Annotated in this window: 11 protein-coding genes; 5 read left to right on the top strand and 6 right to left on the bottom strand. The window is 67.1% G+C overall.

From position 1 onward, the window contains the following. Positions 1–7 precede the first annotated feature (7 nt). The 3 genes from ACOTSS_RS01195 to ACOTSS_RS01185 all read right to left on the bottom strand — a co-directional run bounded on the left by ACOTSS_RS01195 (position 8) and on the right by ACOTSS_RS01185 (position 1,995). Entirely contained in the window at positions 8–493 is a 486-nt protein-coding gene (locus ACOTSS_RS01195; protein WP_448689738.1) for a DUF6878 family protein, read from the bottom strand. A 123-nt stretch (positions 494–616) separates the two neighbouring features. After that, entirely contained in the window at positions 617–1,018 is a 402-nt protein-coding gene (locus ACOTSS_RS01190; RefSeq protein ID WP_448689737.1) for a DUF2958 domain-containing protein, read from the bottom strand. Further along, a complete protein-coding gene (locus tag ACOTSS_RS01185; protein WP_448689736.1) occupies positions 1,015–1,995 on the bottom strand; it encodes an ArdC family protein in 981 nt (326 codons plus the stop codon). Before ACOTSS_RS01185 ends, ACOTSS_RS01190 begins: the two co-directional genes overlap by 4 nt. 180 nt (positions 1,996–2,175) lie before the next feature. Between ACOTSS_RS01185 and ACOTSS_RS01180 the strand changes: the two genes are divergently transcribed. From ACOTSS_RS01180 to ACOTSS_RS01170, 3 genes are all read left to right on the top strand, one after another. Continuing rightward, positions 2,176–2,367 (top strand): DUF6771 family protein, encoded by a 192-nt coding sequence (locus tag ACOTSS_RS01180; RefSeq protein WP_448689735.1) that lies wholly within the window; start codon positions 2,176–2,178, stop codon positions 2,365–2,367. A 463-nt stretch (positions 2,368–2,830) separates the two neighbouring features. After that, positions 2,831–3,580 carry a LuxR family transcriptional regulator gene (locus ACOTSS_RS01175; RefSeq protein WP_448689734.1) on the top strand — a complete coding sequence of 250 codons (750 nt, stop codon included), beginning with the start codon at positions 2,831–2,833 and terminating at the stop codon, positions 3,578–3,580. Between the two features lie 98 nt (positions 3,581–3,678). Then, positions 3,679–4,011: an acyl-homoserine-lactone synthase gene (locus tag ACOTSS_RS01170; RefSeq protein WP_448689733.1), complete on the top strand. Its 333-nt coding sequence runs from the start codon at positions 3,679–3,681 to the stop codon at positions 4,009–4,011. 553 nt (positions 4,012–4,564) lie between these two features. Here the strand turns inward: ACOTSS_RS01170 and ACOTSS_RS01165 are convergent. Then, on the bottom strand, positions 4,565–5,431 hold the full coding sequence (locus tag ACOTSS_RS01165) for a Rossmann-like and DUF2520 domain-containing protein (RefSeq protein WP_448689732.1): 867 nt from the start codon (positions 5,429–5,431) through the stop codon (positions 4,565–4,567). 158 nt (positions 5,432–5,589) lie between these two features. Between ACOTSS_RS01165 and ACOTSS_RS01160 the strand changes: the two genes are divergently transcribed. Beyond that, complete coding sequence (locus ACOTSS_RS01160; RefSeq protein WP_448689731.1) at positions 5,590–6,126, top strand: hypothetical protein; 537 nt, start codon at positions 5,590–5,592, stop codon at positions 6,124–6,126. A 70-nt stretch (positions 6,127–6,196) separates the two neighbouring features. Here the strand turns inward: ACOTSS_RS01160 and ACOTSS_RS01155 are convergent, their stop codons facing one another. Beyond that, positions 6,197–13,171: an autotransporter domain-containing protein gene (locus ACOTSS_RS01155; protein WP_448689730.1), complete on the bottom strand. Its 6,975-nt coding sequence runs from the start codon at positions 13,169–13,171 to the stop codon at positions 6,197–6,199. A gap of 495 nt (positions 13,172–13,666) precedes the next feature. Here ACOTSS_RS01155 and ACOTSS_RS01150 point away from each other — a divergent pair, with 495 nt between their 5' ends. Beyond that, positions 13,667–15,925, top strand: coding sequence for a sensor histidine kinase (locus ACOTSS_RS01150; RefSeq protein ID WP_448689729.1), 2,259 nt, complete (start codon positions 13,667–13,669; stop codon positions 15,923–15,925). Here the strand turns inward: ACOTSS_RS01150 and ACOTSS_RS01145 are convergent. Then, a complete protein-coding gene (locus ACOTSS_RS01145) occupies positions 15,911–16,528 on the bottom strand; it encodes a response regulator (protein ID WP_448689728.1) in 618 nt (205 codons plus the stop codon). The genes ACOTSS_RS01150 and ACOTSS_RS01145 overlap by 15 nt on opposite strands. Positions 16,529–16,703: the final 175 nt, after the last annotated feature.

The following is a 16,703-nucleotide window of genomic DNA, read 5'->3' as shown; positions in this document are numbered from 1 at the left end:
CCCTCCGTCAAAATTCATGGGTGAAGAGCTCACTCGTCTCGTATCGCTCATTATATTCGAGCGTGATGAGACCGGCGGCGACATCGAAGGTGAAATCGCCATAGGCGCCTTCATTATTCTCCCATCCGCAATGGGAGGACTGGAGCAACGCATAGGCGAGGCTGTCGATCGCTTCGCCGAGCGGCTCCACCATGGCCTCGGGGGCATCGTCGCCGTATGAGATTTTCTGCAACTCGACGGCGGCTTCGGTGATCGGGCGCTCGGCGCCATCCTCTCCGAAGGCCGTGACCTCTTCGATCTGGCCGCTGTCGCCAGCCCCGTCGAAGCGGACCATCACTTTCGCGATGCCCTGCTCGCCAAGTGCTTTCAGCAAGGCCGCCTTGTTGAGGGGCAACAGGTCAGTAACCCGCGCTTCGAAGTCGTGATACCGGCGCATGATATCAGCGAAATCCGCAGCCGCTGGGGGCATTGCAGTAGGTGTCTCTTCGTCCATCGCTCTTCTCCATGACGGGCCGCCGCGGGACCCTCCCTCGGCTCACCAGCCCGTCATGAAGCCCCGGCTTTCCTCTCACTCGAACGGGGCCGCCACCGGCGGCCCCGAACTATGCCCGTATTTTCAGCCGCGCCCCGAAAGGCGGCGCGCGGCCGCGCGAAGGCGCTGCTCGCCCAGCACGATCGAGCCCGCGGCGCGGGCGGCCTCGGCATAGGCCGAGAGCGGATGCTGCGGCTCGAAGTGGAGGTCGCGCTCGATGCCGAGGCCGAAGGGCAGCCGCACCGCTTCGAGCTCGGCAAGCGAGAAGCTGCCGAGTTCGGGGCAGCCGAACCCGAGATCGGCGAGGCCGAACAGGATGCCGTCCGCATCGATCTCGGTGGCAAGCCAGGTCGCGGCGCCGACGGGATTGAAATATCGGACCACGGGTTTCGGATCGGGTTCGCGCGCGCCGCGCTCGATCGCATCGAACCGGGCGCGGGCATTGGCCGCAAGGCGGGCGGCGATTTCGGGGGTGAGCAGTTTCATGCTGCGATCCTCCCGATCGGCGCCTCGTCGTTGGCGCCCGGCATCGCGGGCAAGGCGGCGGCCGGGGACGTCGCGCCGGGCCGGAAGGCGAGCAGATAATCGGCCGCCTTCGACGCGGCACTGGCCGCGCGCAGGATCGCGCGATGATCTTCGCGGATAATCTCGAGCCAGGACCCGATATAATCGGCGTGCCGGACGCTCGGCGCGATGCCGAGCGCCGCGCAGACGAACGCTCCCGCCATTTCGGCGATGAGTTCTTCATGGCCATAGGGTTTCGAGCCGAAGCTGCCGGTCTGGTCGCGGCCGAGGCGGCTGTCATGGCCGGTCCAGTGGCCAAGTTCGTGAAAGGCGGTCCGGTGCCAGTCGACCGGTTCGTAAAAATCATCGGGGCGCGGCACCGCGACAAAATCATGCCGCGGACTGTAATAGGCCGACACGCCGCCGATGCGAAAATCAGCGCCCGTCGCGGCGATGAGTGCTTCGGCCTGCGGCAGGATCAGACCTTCGGGAATCGGCGGGGCGGGAACATGATATTTGCCGGGCAGGCCGTCGCACTGGTCGACCGAGAAGACGGTGAACTGCTTCAGGAAGGAAAAGCCGCTCTTTCGGTCGTCCTTGCCCTCTCCGCGCTGTTCGCTCGCGTCGGGTCCCGCCCGGCGGGTGTAGATGACCCCGACGCCACGCTCGCCGCGACGGACCGTGCCGCCAAGCGCCACGGCCTGCCGGAAGGTCAGAAATCCATGTCCCCGGAATCCGCGGTGGAGGACGGCGTGCCAGAGCGTCAGGATGTTGATGCCGCTGTAATGCCGGTCGCTCACGACATTGTAGGGAAGCCCGACGGCGGCCCGACCGGCGTCCCACGGCTGCACCCAGGGCAGGCGCCCGGCTTCGAGTTCGGCGATGATGCGGCTGGTGATATCTTCGTAGAGCGTCGCCCGGTTGCCGCCCTGGCGGCGGAATCTTGCATGAAAGGTCATTTCAGGTCTCCGCGACCGACCGGCGGCAAGCCTCTCTCGCCGCACCCAGCCCGTCACGGCCTCCCGGCCCCCTCTCCCTCCCGCGCGGCGCCGCCGCGCGGCAGACGATCATCGGCGATCCCGGAGCATGCGCTGCCCCAGGGCCTTGCCAAAATGTTCTTCCTATGTTCTCATGAGCGGATGGACAGAATCGATACCGCCCGAGTCGCCGAGACCATCCTTTCCGCCCCCGGCTGGGCACGCGTCGGCATCACCGCACCGACGAGCCATATTCGCGTCAAAGCCGCGTTCGAGCTTGCGCGCGCGATCGTCGAGAGCGTGCGCGCCGGCGCGGAGCCCGCAAGCCCCGACCAGCTTGGCCTCTCGCTGTGACGCGGGCGGCTAAAGAAGGAACGGGCGGCCCGGCGCGCCCTTCGATCCCTGCAGCATCCGGCAAATGGAAACGCCGCGCGATCGCGCTCGAATTCTGGCTCCTGTCGGCGCTGGTCGCGGGATCGTTCATCGCCGGACTCATCTCCGTGATCCGGTCGCTCGCCGGTCACTGACGAACCGGGCCCGAATGCGGATCAGGCGGCGCTCGCGCGGATCAAGTGTCAAACTGGACCCATCTCCTGAAGCGATAATCTTTACCCGTCTTTTCCAGATGTTAGACCGGGATAGCCGATCGCGTGCCGCGGCCAGGCAGCGGAGACAGTTGCCCGCCGCGGGATGACAGGACCCGTCGGCGACCTGTCCATCCTTCGCGCGCGCCGGAGAGGAACCGACAGCGCTCGATCTCAGGGAGCGGACCGCGGGCAGCCGGGTCGGGACCGTGTCAGCGGCCGATGATCAAGACGTGAAGCATTTTCATTTGACGGAGGAACTTGCACAGGAAATTACAGGAGCCCGCAAGGAAGAGCAGCTGTTCGAGGCGCTTTCGCGTGCCGCCGAGCGGATGGGCTTCGACCATTTCGCCCTCGCCTTCGACCGGCGCGGAGACGAAGCCGCCTCGCTGCTGGTCCATAATTATCCGGACGCCTGGGCGAAGGTTTATATCGGGTTCGATCTCAGGGCCACCGATCCGATCCGGCGCGCCGGCGAGCGCTCGATCACCGGCTTCCAGTGGCGCGACGTCGATCGCTATGTGCCGCTTTCCCGCGGCGACCGGCAATTGCTGAACGTCGCGCGCGAGAGCGGTATCGGCGATGGCTTTACCGTGCCGCGCCACCTGCCCGGCGAGGCGACGGGGTCCTGCTCCTTCGCGGTCAGCCCGCGCGCGGTCCTTCCAGGCGATATGCTGCACGCCGCCGAGATCCTCGGGGCGATCGCAATCGCTGCGGCACGCGAACTGATCGGTTCCTCGGCCTTTCTGCCGCGCCCCATGCTCACCGAGCGGCAGCGCGAATGCGTGCTCTGGTCGGCGCGCGGCAAGACCGCGGGAGAGATAGCCAATATATTGGGGATCAGCGAAGAGACGGTGGTGCGCCATCTCAAGATGGCGCGCGAGCGCTATTCGGTCCCTTGCCGCTCGATGCTCATCCTTTGTGCCCTGTTCGACGGGCTGATCGGCTTTTCGGACATCTACGACTGGTGGCGTCCGAACTGACGCCCCGGGCAAAATCGCAAAATGCTTGCCCAGAAATGGGCATAGGCGCGCCGCGGGATTGATGGTCTGATTCGGGCTCCACAGCCAAGGACATATCCATGACCACTCAATCCACGCGGGCGCCGGACGCGCCCGGGGACGCGGCGCTGCGCGCCATGTACGCGGCCCGAAAAAAGGTCTTCATCGACCTGCTCAAATGGGACGTGCCCGCGCTCGCCGGTCAATATGAGCTCGACCAATATGATAATGAGCAAGCGCGCTACCTGATCCTCCTCGACAGCGAAGGACACCACCGCGCGTCGGCGCGGCTGCTGCCGACCGAAAGCCCGCATCTTCTCGGCGAGCTCTACCCCTGGCTGTGCGTCAACACGCCTCCGCATGGTCCGACCATCTTTATAATCGGATTATTATTGGCCGCGCCGACAACATAATGAAAAAGGTGACCGAGCTATAGAAAGCGAACGCCGGGAGCGCGCATCGACACCTTTAGCTATTGGCCTGGACATACGTGACGAAGCCCGGTCACACGCTCACGTTACATCTCGGAGCGCTATGTCATATTCGTCCAAATTTCTGTTGCTGCAACGAGAACTGCATCCGCTGGCGGATCCATTTTTGGAGGACGGGCGCGCGCGTTCTCCTGCGCCACCGGTGGCTCTGTTCGGAGATCTTGGAAAATGTTTGTCGGCTCGAAAATGCGAATCAACTCGCCGCGGAGACGGAATGATGGCGCAGGTCCTCGGGGCGACAGCGTTGGGACCGAAACGTTGGTGTCAACGGTGCGGAGCCCTCGCCTAACGGAAACCGAATTGACCGCCATATTCCTGCGGGGACATGAGGTTTTTGCCGCCCTGGAAACGGTGATTGCCAGGTGATTGCTGGCCTGTTCGATAGAGCCAAAACCTTCCGTAAAATCATGAAATTTCAATAGTGTAATTGACTTTCGGCATAAAATCTGGTATTTCCGCTACCGGCGGCGCTGATTTAGAGCCGCGCGCGCAGCGCCGGCCAAATCGTGGCGCCCGAGCGTTTCATCGCGTCGAGCGTCGCGCGCGCCATCGCGCGATAGGCGGGCAGCAGTTCGGGCGAATGCCCGGCGAGAGCGGTCAGATGGCCCGCCATCGTTTCGCCGTCGCCGCGCAGCAGCGGGCCGGATAGTGCGGCGAAGCCGTGCGTCAGGCTGTTCTCCAGCGCCGCGCGAACGAGCGGCGCGAGTAACGTGGCCGGGTCGTCCACACCCGCGCTGCGCAGCGCCCCGAAGGACCCGTCGAGCAGGGTGACGAGGTGGTTGGCGGCATGGCACAGCGCGGCGTGATAGAGCGGGCGATGCGCCTCGGCGATTTCGACGCCAACCCCGCCGAGCCGGCGCACGACCTCCCCTGCTGCCGCGCTCGCCGCCGCGGTCGAGCCGGTGATCGCAAAGCGCGCGCCGGCCATGCGCCGCACCTCCTCCTGCGGGTCGCCGGTGAAGGTCATCACCGGATGGATCGCCGCGGTCAGCGCGCCGGCGCTGCGCAGCGGATCGAGCAGCGCCGCGCCGCTCCGCCCGCTGACGTGGAAGATGAAGGGCGCGCGTCCAGCCGCAACTGCCGGAATCATGTCGGCGGCGACCGAAGCGACCGCATCGTCGGACACCGCGATGACGATCAGGTCGCACGCCTCGACCAGCGTTTCGAGCCGTTCGGCGGCGACCGCCCGGCCGGCCCGCCCGACCGCCATGCGCAGCCGGTCCGGGGCGCGGCCCCATAGTATCACGGGTGCCGCCGAATGGGCGCCAAGGCCGAGCGCAAGCGCCTGCGCGACCCGCCCTGCGCCAGCGATCCCGATTTGCCGATAGCTGTCTTTCGTCATCCTGCCCTTGTAGCGCCCTCGAATCGCTGCCGCCATCGCGGGCTGGCCGCTGCAATCCGGCGCATCCGGGGCACGGCAGGCCCGATGGGGACTCCTTGCCCGGCAACATTGGTTCTAGGCCCTGTCACGGGGGGCGACTGCAGGACGGGAGCAAGGACATGAACGCCCTTTCGACGCGAGACGACGACAATGTCGCCAACGACGTGCACCGCGTCGAGCCCGGCGGGGCATCCACCGACACGGCGTTCGGCCTCCAGCTTTGCCGCGCCAGCACGCTGTCGCTGCTGCGGCTGCAGCTCGCCTTCGAGCGCGGCGACCGGACCGCGGCGATCGAGGCGATCGACCGGCTTCATGCGATCGATGCCAGGATCGAGCGCCTCGTCGAAGACATGCCGTCCGCCGAGGACCCGAAGCTGAAGGCGATCGCCCGTCAGATATTGGAAGAGAAGATGGCGCTTGCCTTCGAAAAGCTCGCGCTGGCGAGCGGAGTCAGCGGACCCGACCTTGCCTCCGCCCCCGCCTTCCTGCGCCGGGGGCCCGACGAGCCGCTTCCTGCGAGCGCGGAGTCCGATTTCGACGACGCGCCGCTGGAGGAAAGCGAGCGATTCGGGGCGATCCGCACCTATGCCCCGCGCGCCGCGCTGCTGCTCGCGCTCGCCGCCGGAACCGCGGGAGTGCTGGCCATCGCGCTATAAAAAAAGTGGCCGGGGCGGTGGGTGCCGCCCCGGCCGACTGCAAGACACCCCCGTAACCGGGTCGCATGGTTCAGAAGGAAATCCTTGCAGTCACGCGTGCACCATGAGTGCTGCGATCCAATGCCAATGTGCCCGAATAGGCCGCGCCGATGCTGAAGGCGCCGGCACTGTAGTCGAAGCCCGCCTCGACCTCTGCCGAATTGCGCGGGATCAGCAGGCCGGTGATCGCGAAGGGCGTCCCGCCGCCGCTGGCGAAGGCCGAGCGTCCCACCGCGGCGCGGTCGCCGAAGGCGCGGTTCCACGCCGCCGAGACATAGGGCTGGAAGCCCGGCTCGCCGGCGTTGAAGCGCGCCCGCGCGCCGAGGCTGAGGAAGGTGGTTTCCTGCTTCGTCCCGGCGACCGCGAGCGCCGCGTTGCCGCCGGTTTCGACGAAGGCGTCGCTCCTGGTGCGGACATGCGCCAGCCGCGCGAAGGGCGTGACCGCGGCCTTGCCCATCGCCAGATCATAGCCGGCCTCGCCGAAGAGTTGCAGCGTGTTCGCGTCGCGGCTCGAGGTCAGCGTCTGCGCGAGCGGCGCGAAGACCACCGAGCGGGTCGTGTCGACGTCGTGCCAGCCATAGGCGAGTCCGAAGGCGCCGCGGAATCCCTCGCCCGTGCCATAGGTCAGGTGCGCCGCCAGATATTTGCTGTCGGCCTTGGCCCGGTCGCCCCGGCCGTCGAGGCGGAAATCCGAATTGCCGATCCCGGCCGAGAGCGCCGCCGCAAAGCCATTGCCGCCATAGCCGAAGCCCGCGACAAGCCCCTTGTGGTCGGTATCCATGTCGAGCCCGCCGGCCTGCGCATCGAAGTCGCCCCAGCCACCGAACGCCGAGCCCCAGACGAAGGCGCCGCTTTCCTGTGGCGCGTCCATGCCCAGCAGCGCGTTCCGCAGGTGGCGGCTGTCGTCGGTGAGCCCGCTCAGCGTATCGGCGAGGATCTCGCCCGACAGGTCGCCATAGGCCGCCTGCGCGCCCGCCGCATTCTGGACCAGCAGCGTCTCGAACAGCGGATCGTCGATGCCGCGCGCCTGGATCGCCGCCGCGACCCCCGCCTGATTGCCGCCCACCGCGACGTCGGCGAAGTCGATGTCGTTGCGATAGAGCGACAGCGTCACGGCATCGGGGCCGTAGCGCAGCAGCGGATCGAGGAAGGCGAGATCGCTCGTCACCGACCCGAAGGTCCCGGTAACGCCGCCCGCGCCGGTCAGGATGATGTAGTCGGTGCGCGGATTGTAGTTGCCGTCCTCGGCGAGCACCGAAACGCTCGCGGTGCTCGCAATGGTGACCGCGCCCGTCGCGTCGACCCGGTCGCCCTCGCCCACCGCATTGACCTCGACCTCGAAGACCGAACCCGCGGTGAAGGCGAGGTCGCCCGCGACCGTCAGGCGGCCGATCGAATTGCCGGGAGCGATCGTGCCGCCGCCCGCCACGGTGGTCGAACCGACCGTGCCGTTGCCGCCGAGCGTGCCGCCGTCGCCGACCGTCACCGACGACGAGGCGATCGAGCCGTTGACCGACAGTGTGCCGCCGTTAACGTTGGTCGGCCCGGTATAATCGTTCGTGCCGGTCAGATTGAGATTGCCGTCGCCGTCCTTGGTGAAGCCGCCGGTGCCCGAGATCGTTCCGGCGAACTCGCTGTTATCGTCCTGATCGACGGTCAGCGTGTTGGCGCCGATCTGGACGTTCGCACCCTCCTCGCCCGACAGGCCGCCGATCGTCTGGTCGTTGCCTGAAATGTCGAGCGAGCCGCCGCCGAGGCTGAATTCGGTCTCGGGATCGATCAGCCCGCCGATGCGGACCGACCCGGCGAGGATGTTGGTGATGCCATCGAAGCTGTAGTCGCCGCTGAAGGTCAGGATGCCCTCGCCCAGCTTGTCGAGGATGCCGCTGCCCGAGAAGGCGCCGAGGAAGTCGTAATCGTCCGAGCGGTTGAAGATGAAACGCCCGTCGTTGACGATGTCGCCCGCAAAATTGCCCTCGGTTCCGCCCGCGCCGAGCTGGAAGCTGCCGTCGCCCGACGTCGTCACGTTGCCGAGCAGGGTGCCGGTGAGCACGAGCCCGCCGTTCGAGATCAGCGTGCCGCCGGTGTGCGCCACGGTGGCGGTGTCGACGGTGAAAACCGCATCGCCGATCAGTTCGACGGTGCCCGTGCCGGTGATCGACAGCTCGTCGAGCTGCGACACCACGTCATTCTCGCTGAAATTGAGCACCAGCCGGCCGTTGGTCGTCACCGCCGGGGTCAGGATCGGCGAGGAAAACCCCTCACCGTCGCCGAGATCGACCTCGTTGACCTGGAGCGCGCCGCCCTCGGCAATCGCGACATTGGCGAATTCGCCGACGACGCCAGCGGTCGTCCAATAGCCCGCCGCGACTTCGAGCGTTTCGAAGCCCGTCGAGGTTCCAAGCTGCTGCGCCTCGGTGAGTTCGAGGATGTCGCCGTCGAGGGTCAGGCTGTCGACCCCCGCGCCCGCATCGACCGCACCGGTGATCGCGCTGCCGCTATGGAGCGTGACGGCATCGTCGAAGGCGCCGAGCTGGACCGCGACGCCGTTCCCGCCGCTGATCGTGCCGCTGTTCGCCAGCGTCACCGCGCCGAGCGAGGTGAAGGCAACGCCCGTCCCGCTCGCGATCGTGCCGCTGTTCGTCGCCGTCGCGCTGTCGACGTCGAGCAGAACACCGCCGTCGATCGTGCCGCTGTTGACGAGTTCACCCGTCTTGCCCGCGCTGTTCTGGCGGCCGATGACGACGCCGGTCTCTCCGCCCGAGATCGTCCCCGCGTTGGTGACCGAGGCGCCGCTCACCGCGAGAACACCGTAGCGCACCCCGGCGATCGTGCCGTCGGCTTCGTTGACGACGCTGCCGAGCATCGACTGGCCGCTCGTATCCTGGCCGACGAAGGCCTGGATGGTGATGCCGTCGGTCAGTTCGCCCGCGACGCCTTCGATCGTGCCGCTGTTGACGACCGAGCCGCCGCCGAACAGGCGGATCGCGTCATTGGCGTCGCCGCGGATGGTGCCGCTGTTCGCGATTTCGGTGCCCGTCGCCCGCGCTTCGAGCTGGCCCGTCTCATCGTTGAAATAGAGCTGGGTGACGATGCCGTAGCCGGCGCCCGAGATGGTGCCGCTGTTCTCGACCACCGCATCGGCCGACTGGATCATCACGCCCGCATCGGCCGGGGCGTCGCTGCCCTCATAGGTGCCGTTGCCGCGGATCATCCCGGCGTTGGAAAGCGCGAGGCTGCCGTCGCCGCCGGCAAAGACCCCGTGGGTGCCGCCCTCGATCGTCCCGCCCGCAGCGTTGCTGATCGTCACGTCGCCGAGCGTCCCGTGGAACACGCCCGCGCCCGCTTCGCTGCTGATCGTGCCGCTGTTGTCGAGCGTCGCGGTTGCGAGGTCGCTGCCGAAGCCGACGCCATAGCCGTTGAGCCCGTCGGCGCGGCTGCCCGTGATGCTGCCCGAATTGACGACGCTGGCGGTCAGCCCGCTGCGCTCGCCGCTGTCGAGCGCGGTGCCCTGGATGAAGAGGCCGCCGTCGCTGCCCGCAATGCTGCCCGCATTCTCGACGTCGCCGCCGCCCGACAGGATGATACCGAAGCGGTCGCCCTCGATCGTGCCGCCCGCCGCATTGCCGACGAAGGCGCCATAATCCTCGCTCGCCTGGTCGTCATAGGCATACATCGAGATGCCGTCGGCGTCGGCGCGGCCGGTGCCGGCGATCGCGCCGCTGTTGGTCACGCTGCCGCCGCCGATCAGGCGGATGCCGTCGTTGAACTCGCCCGAGATCGTCCCGCTGTTGTCGACGGTGACGCCGACCGCGCGACCCTCGATCGCATTGGTTTCGACATTGAAATAATAGGCCGTGGTGATCCCCGCGCCGGCGCCCGAGATGGTGCCGCTGTTGACGATCGTCGAGGGCGCGCCGAGGATGGTGACCCCGCCCTCGGGCGGCGCGTCGAAGCCGTCGTAGCTGCCCTCGCCACGGATCGTCCCCGCATTGACGAGGTCGATGCCGCCTTCGTCGTCATAGACGCCCATCGTCGCGCCGGTGATCGTCCCGCCCTCGGCATTGGTGATCGCGAGACGGCCATAGGAACCGTTGGCGACCCCGAAGCCGGTGCTGCCTTCGATCGTGCCGCTGTTGGCGAGCGTCGACGATTCGAGATTGCTGCCGAAGATGATGCCGTTGCCGCCCGCGATCGTCCCGCTGTTCGTCACCGACGCGGTCTTGCCGGTTTCCTCGGTGGTGTTGGTCTGGACATAGAGGCCGCCCGCGCCGCCGGTCATCAGGCCGGCATTTTCGACCACCGCGCCGCCCGAGAGGATCGCGCCATAGCGATCGCCGCTGATCGTGCCGTCCGCGCTGTTGGTGAGGGTGCCGAGCGCCGTGACGCCCGAGAGGTCCTGTCCCTCATAGGCGAACATCGAGACGCCGTCCGCGCCCGCCGCGCCGGTTCCGCTGATCGTGCCACTGTTGGCGACGCTGCCGCCGCCGATCAGCCGGACGCCGTCGTTGCTCTCGCCGCTGATCGTGCCGCTGTTGGTCACCGTGGTGCCGACCGCGAGGCCGACCAGTTCGCCGATCTCCTCGTCGAAAAGATAGGCCGTGGTGATCCCCGCGCCGGCGCCCGAGATGGTGCCGCTGTTGGTCACGCTCGACGATGCGGTGCCGATGGTGATGCCCGCGTCGGGCGGCGCGTCGAGGCCGTCGTATGCGCCTTCGCCGCGGATCGTGCCGGCGTTGACGACGGCGAGCGTCCCGTTCGCGTTCGAATAGATGCCCGAGGTCGCGCCGGTGATCGTGCCGCCCTCGGCATTGGTCACCGTCACGTCGGCGAGCGAGCCGTGGAGGACGCCGACGCCGAAGTCGCTGCTGATCGACCCGCTGTTGTCGAGGGTCGCGGTCGACATGTCGCTGCCGAAGCCGACGCCATAGCCGTCGCCGTTGCTGCCGCCGAAATCGCCGACGCCGCGGATGCTGCCGCTGTTGACGACGCTCGCGGTCAGCCCGCTGCGGTCCTCGTCCGGGTCGCTGTTGAGCGCGGTGCCCTGAACATAGACGCCGCCGTTGCCGCCGAGGATCGAGCCCGCGTTGGCGACGTCGCCGCCGCCCGACAGGATGACGCCGAAGCGCTGCGCCGCGATCTCGCCGCCTTCCTCGTTGGTGACGAGCGCGCTGTAATCCGCGTTCGCCTGATCGGTATAGGCGAACATCGAGATGCCGTCGGCGCCGGCGTCGATCTGGCCGTAGATCGTGCCGCTGTTGTTCACGCTGCCGCCGCCGACCAGGCGGACGCCGTCGTCGCCCTCGCCGATGATCGTGCCGCTGTTGACGACCGTGGTGCCGGTGGCGAGCCCCTCGAGCTCGCCGGTTGCGGGATTGAAGTGATTGGCGGTGGTGATCCCGAAGCGCGTGCCCGAGATCGTGCCGCTGTTGTTCACGCTGCTGACGCCGCCCGAAATGGTGACGCCCGCGTCCGGCGGGGCGTCGAAGCCAGGATTGGCGCCGTCGCCGCGAATCGTGCCGGCGTTGGTGAGGTCGAGCGCCCCGTGGTCGGCGTGGACGCCCGACTCCCCCCCACCAATGATGCCGCCCTCGGCATTGACGATCGTCGCCGTGCCGTCGGCACCAAGATTGGTATAGATGCCGTCGCCGGTCAGCCCGCTGATCGAGCCACTGTTGGTGACGGTTCCCGTGACGCCCTCGGCGCCGATCTCGTTCAGGATCGCGACGCCGCGCGCATTGCCCGCGATCTCACCGCTGTTGTCGACGCTGCCGCCGTTCTGCAGGCGCACGCCGTCGGCATTGGCGCCCGAGACGAGACCGCTGTTGGTCACCGCGACGTTGGTGGCGCGATGCTCGGTGGTCTGCGGGGTCGGCTGGAACGCGTTGGTGGTGATGCCGAAGCTCGCACCCTGGATCGTGCCGCTGTTGCCGATCACCGCGTCGGCGGTAGTGATGTTGACGCCGGCGTTCGCACTGCTGTTGATGAGGCCGGCATTGTCGACCGCCAGCGTTCCGGCGGTCGAGGTGATGGCAAAGCCATTCGAGGTGATCACGCCGGCCTCGCCATTGTTGATGGCGAGCGTACCCGATGACTGACCGATGATGCCTATGCCGGGGCCGTTGATCATACCGTCATTGTTGACCGTCGTCGTTTCGAGCGATCCCGTGGCCAGCACGCCGAGAAGTCCGGTGATGACGCCTTCATTGTCGAGCGTCGCGCTGCGCCCCTCCTGTTCGGGGGTGGCACCCATGATGACGGCGAAAGGGGTCGTCGCCGGGACCGCGGGGTTGAACTGGCCGGTGCTGCGGATGGTGCCGGCATTGTCGATCGTGCCGCCGCCTGCCAGCACCGCGCCGAACGTCTGCCCTTCGATCAGGCCGGTTTCGCTGTTGGTGATCGAGCCGACGCCGGTCGCAGCAGGGTCGATCGCGTCGGGGAATTCGGAAATTGCGACACCCACGCCCAGCGCACCGTTGCTGCCGGTCAGACCCTGGATGAAACCGCCGTTGACGACGCTGCCGCCGCCGGTCAGCCCAACGCCGGTGCCCGATTCGGCCTGGATGGAGCCGGTGTTGGTGACGCTGGTGTTCGCGGCCCGCGCCTCAGGGGGTAGTTCGTCGTCATTCGCGTCTTCGCTGAAGAAATAGGAGGTCACGACGCCGTTCGCGGCGCCGCTGATCTCGCCGCTGTTGACGATGATCGAATTGGGCTGCGCGATCACCACGCCGCCGCTCGGCCGGCTCTGGGGGGTGCCGACGTTGTTGCCGTTGCCCCGGATTTCGCCGTCGTTGGTGAGGACCACCGCGCCATTGTCGGCATAGATGCCGATATCGCTGCCGACGACGTCTTCGTCGGTCTCCGCTATCGTGACTTCCAGCGTCTCGGGCTGGTCGTTGTGGATTCCGAACGAATCCTGCGCCTGCGCCGGCGCCGCGAGATAGAGAGCCGACAGGCCGGCGATGGCGCTGGTGGCAAGCAGGCGGGACTTGGAAATAGCGGACATCGAGCAATCACTCCCCTCGGTGAAAAACGGGTAGACGAAAGGGGTGACGCGGCGCCGATGCGCCTCGCCCATCCATTCGACCTGTCTGTTGCGCCCCCGCGCCGATCAGATCGGTGCCTGACCTTCGACGTTCTGCGGGCGGACTAAGTGTCGGATGCGCCTGGCGTCTACCCAATGTTTTTTGGGGTCGTCCCGCGCGCACCTCCGCGACGGGGCTCCGAACGGCCGCTTTGGACGCCATTCCGCGGCCTTGCGTGCCATCGGGCGCGCCAAACACCTCAACCCAAAAGAAAATTGACTTCCGCCCTGCGCGCAGCAACATCGCCGGCCATGGGGGGCAAAGGCCGGATTCTGCTGTTCGCGCTGGCGATGCTGGCGGCGCTGCCTTTCGCGCGGGCCGCGCCGGCCATCGCCGATCGCCCAACTTCCTCCGACAATTCATCGCCTTCCCTCCGGTCGTTGCCCCCCGCGCTAGGGCCGGACCATCGCCCGAGCGTGAGCCCAGCGTCCGAATTGCGTGAAAAATCCTGCGACGGTCCGCGCGAGTGCCCCGAGCGGCCGGGCAGCGGATCGCCGCCGCTGCCGGTGCTCGACCTTCGGCCCGGCAAGGATGCGCCGCCGCTCGCGCCCTTCGTCCGCTATGCGAAGGATGCCGGGACGATCGACCGCACGAGGGTGGACGCGCTGCTCGCCGCGCCACTCGCGCGCGTCACCGGCCCGACGATCCACTTCGGGCCGCCCGGCCATCGTACCGCGGTCCTGTTGAAGCTCCGCAACGCGAGCGGCAGCCAGGGCAGCTGGATCCTCACCACGGGGCGCGGCTCACTCAAATATTTCCGTCTCTACGATGCGTCGGGGGACGGGCTGGATCTGCTCGTCGATGGCGCAGACGCACGCGCGGCGAGCGACAATCTGCGCACCTATCAGGCCTTCAGCAGCGAGATCGTGCTCGACACGGGGCAGGAAAAGCTGATCCTGATCGACTTCCTGTCCGAAAACTCGACCTACCTGCCGCTCAAGATCGCGACCTACGGGACCTTCTTCAAGGAACGGCGCGCGAACATCGCGATGGTGGCGGGGGTGGTGCTCGGCGCCGGCGTGCTGTTCCTCCTGAACTTCCTCTTCTTCTCGATCACCGGACACCGCGAATTCATCTGGCTGGCGATCGCCGAGGCCTTTTTCGCGCTCAACACCATCCATTCGGAGGGCTATTTCACGATCTTCTTCCTCGCCGACAAGCCGCTGACCGGGGTCGCGGTCGAGGATGCGATCAAATGCGGCTTCGCCGCCGCGATGGCGCAATTCTGCCGCAGCTTCGTGGGCACCGCCACGCATTTCCCGAAACGCGACCTCGCCCTCAAGGGCCTGATCCTCGCCGCACTGGCGATCATGCTGCTGCAGCCCGGACTCTCGCTCTATCCGCAAAGCCTGCGCGGCGCGCTGCACAGCGCCACCTGGCTGGTCGCGGTGGCGGTCGCCCTGTTCCTGCCCTTTGTCGGCTTCGCCGCGATGCGGCAGCTCGGACGCCAGCTCTGGCCGCTCTTCGTCGGCTGGGCCAGCCTCGCGCTGTTCATCGTCTATGCCGCGATCGCCTCGATGGGATTTTTCGCCTGGCTGCCGATCAACTGGCACCTCGCAGGGCCCGTCGGGCTGTTCGAATCGATCATGGTGACGCTCGCGCTCGGCCTCAATCTCAAGAAGATCCAGGCCGACAAGCTCGCCGCCGACACCAACTACGCCCGCTCGCTCGCCGAACGGGTGCGGATCAGCGAGCGCGCCGCCCGGCTCGCCGAGGAAAAGGCGTTCGCGCTCGCGACGGTCAACAGCCAGAACGCGCTGCTCCATGCCTCGGGCCACGACAGCAAGCAGGTGATCCTGGCGCTCAACAGCGCGGTCGACGTGCTGAAGCGCGGCGATACCGCAGGCGCGCACCGCGAGCTTACGGAGATGCTGCAAAGTTCGGCCGCCTATCTCAGCGAGATCGTCTCCACCACCATCTCGGGCGCCAATATCGCCGGCAGCGACGCGGACTTTCTCGCGCTCGGCAGCTTTCGCGCGCAGGCGCTGACCGAGCCGCTGCTGATGATGTTCAAGACCAGCTTCGCCCAGAAGAATCTGACGCTCGACGCCGAGGTCGAGGGCGAGATCACGATCGTCTCGGACAAACCATTGCTGATGCGCGCGCTCGCGAACCTGCTCAGCAACAGCTATCACTACACCGAAGCCGGCGGCGCGCGGATCCGCGTCGCGATGGCGGATGGCCGGGCAGTCTTCACCATCACCGACAGCGGCAAAGGCATGCCCGCCGACGTCATGGCGCGCCTCAACGACGATGCCGTCGGCCGGCTGCGCGCCGACGAGAACGCCCAAGGCAGCGGATCGGGCTTCCAGTCGGCAAAGCGGCTGATTCAGGCGCTGTCGGGGTCGCTGCGCATCACCGCCTCGACCCCGGCCGGCACCGAAATCCGCATCGCCCTGCCTTGCGCGTACGGGACCGCAACGCCGTGTTCGGCGGCCGACATCGCGGACGCCCTTCCTGATTTCCATCTGCTCGACTTCGATCAGCGCGACGCATTCGAGGCGGCGCTTTCCACCTCCCCGGTCGCGAAAGACCGGATCGTCGCGCTCACCTATGACGACACGAGTGTCACGCGCGGCCGCCTTGCCGACATCGTGGGCATGGTCCTGATCAAGCCGCTGTGCCGCGAAATGGCGGCGCACCCGCGGCTGGAAAGGCGATCAAAGGAGGTTTAGCTCGTGCGCGCGATCGACGATCTTGCGGTTGTGCGAGACGTCAAGCTTGCGCCGCAGCTCGGCGATGTGGAACGACACGGTCGGCTGCGCGATCGACAGCCTGTAGGCGATTTCCTTGTTGCTTTCGCCCTGCGCCAGATAGTGCAGGATCGCCATCTGCCGCGACGACAGGGCGACCGGGGGCTGGCGATATTTGCCGAGCGCATCGCGCATGTGCGGCGAGATATAGATGTCGCCCGCCAGCGCCGCCTCGCACGCTGCGATGATCTCTTCGGGCGGATCCGCCTTGCTCACCACCGCGCGCGCGCCGAGCTTCAGCGCGTAATCGACCTCGCCATACTGGCTTTCGCCGGTCAGAATGATCACCGTCATGTCGCGCGAGCCGACGATTTCGGCCAAGATGTTGATGCCGCGCACGTCGGGCATGTTGAGGTCGAGGATCACCAGATCGACCGGCTGCGACTGGACGAAGGCGCCGACCGTCGCGCCGCGATCGAGCGCGCCGACGACGGTGAACCGCTCGTGCCCCGCGAACAGAAGCCGCAGCCCGCTCTGGGTGATCGGGTGATCGTCGACGATCAGGATTTTGTGATGCGCGCTCATCGCCGTGCCCCGCCCCCGCAAGGCGCCTGCTTTGCCTCAACTGACGGAAGCGCCGCAACCCGAATAATCTTGGGTACCCTGCCTGGTTCCCGCGCGGTTCATTCCCTCCCTTCCCCCTTGATGGAGGGAGGATAAGAAGCCTTATCGCGCAGCGATTAGGCGAAGTTGGATGGGG

This window comes from Sphingopyxis sp. NJF-3, assembly GCF_053514865.1.
This window is presented reverse-complemented; position numbering and strand designations above follow the sequence as displayed.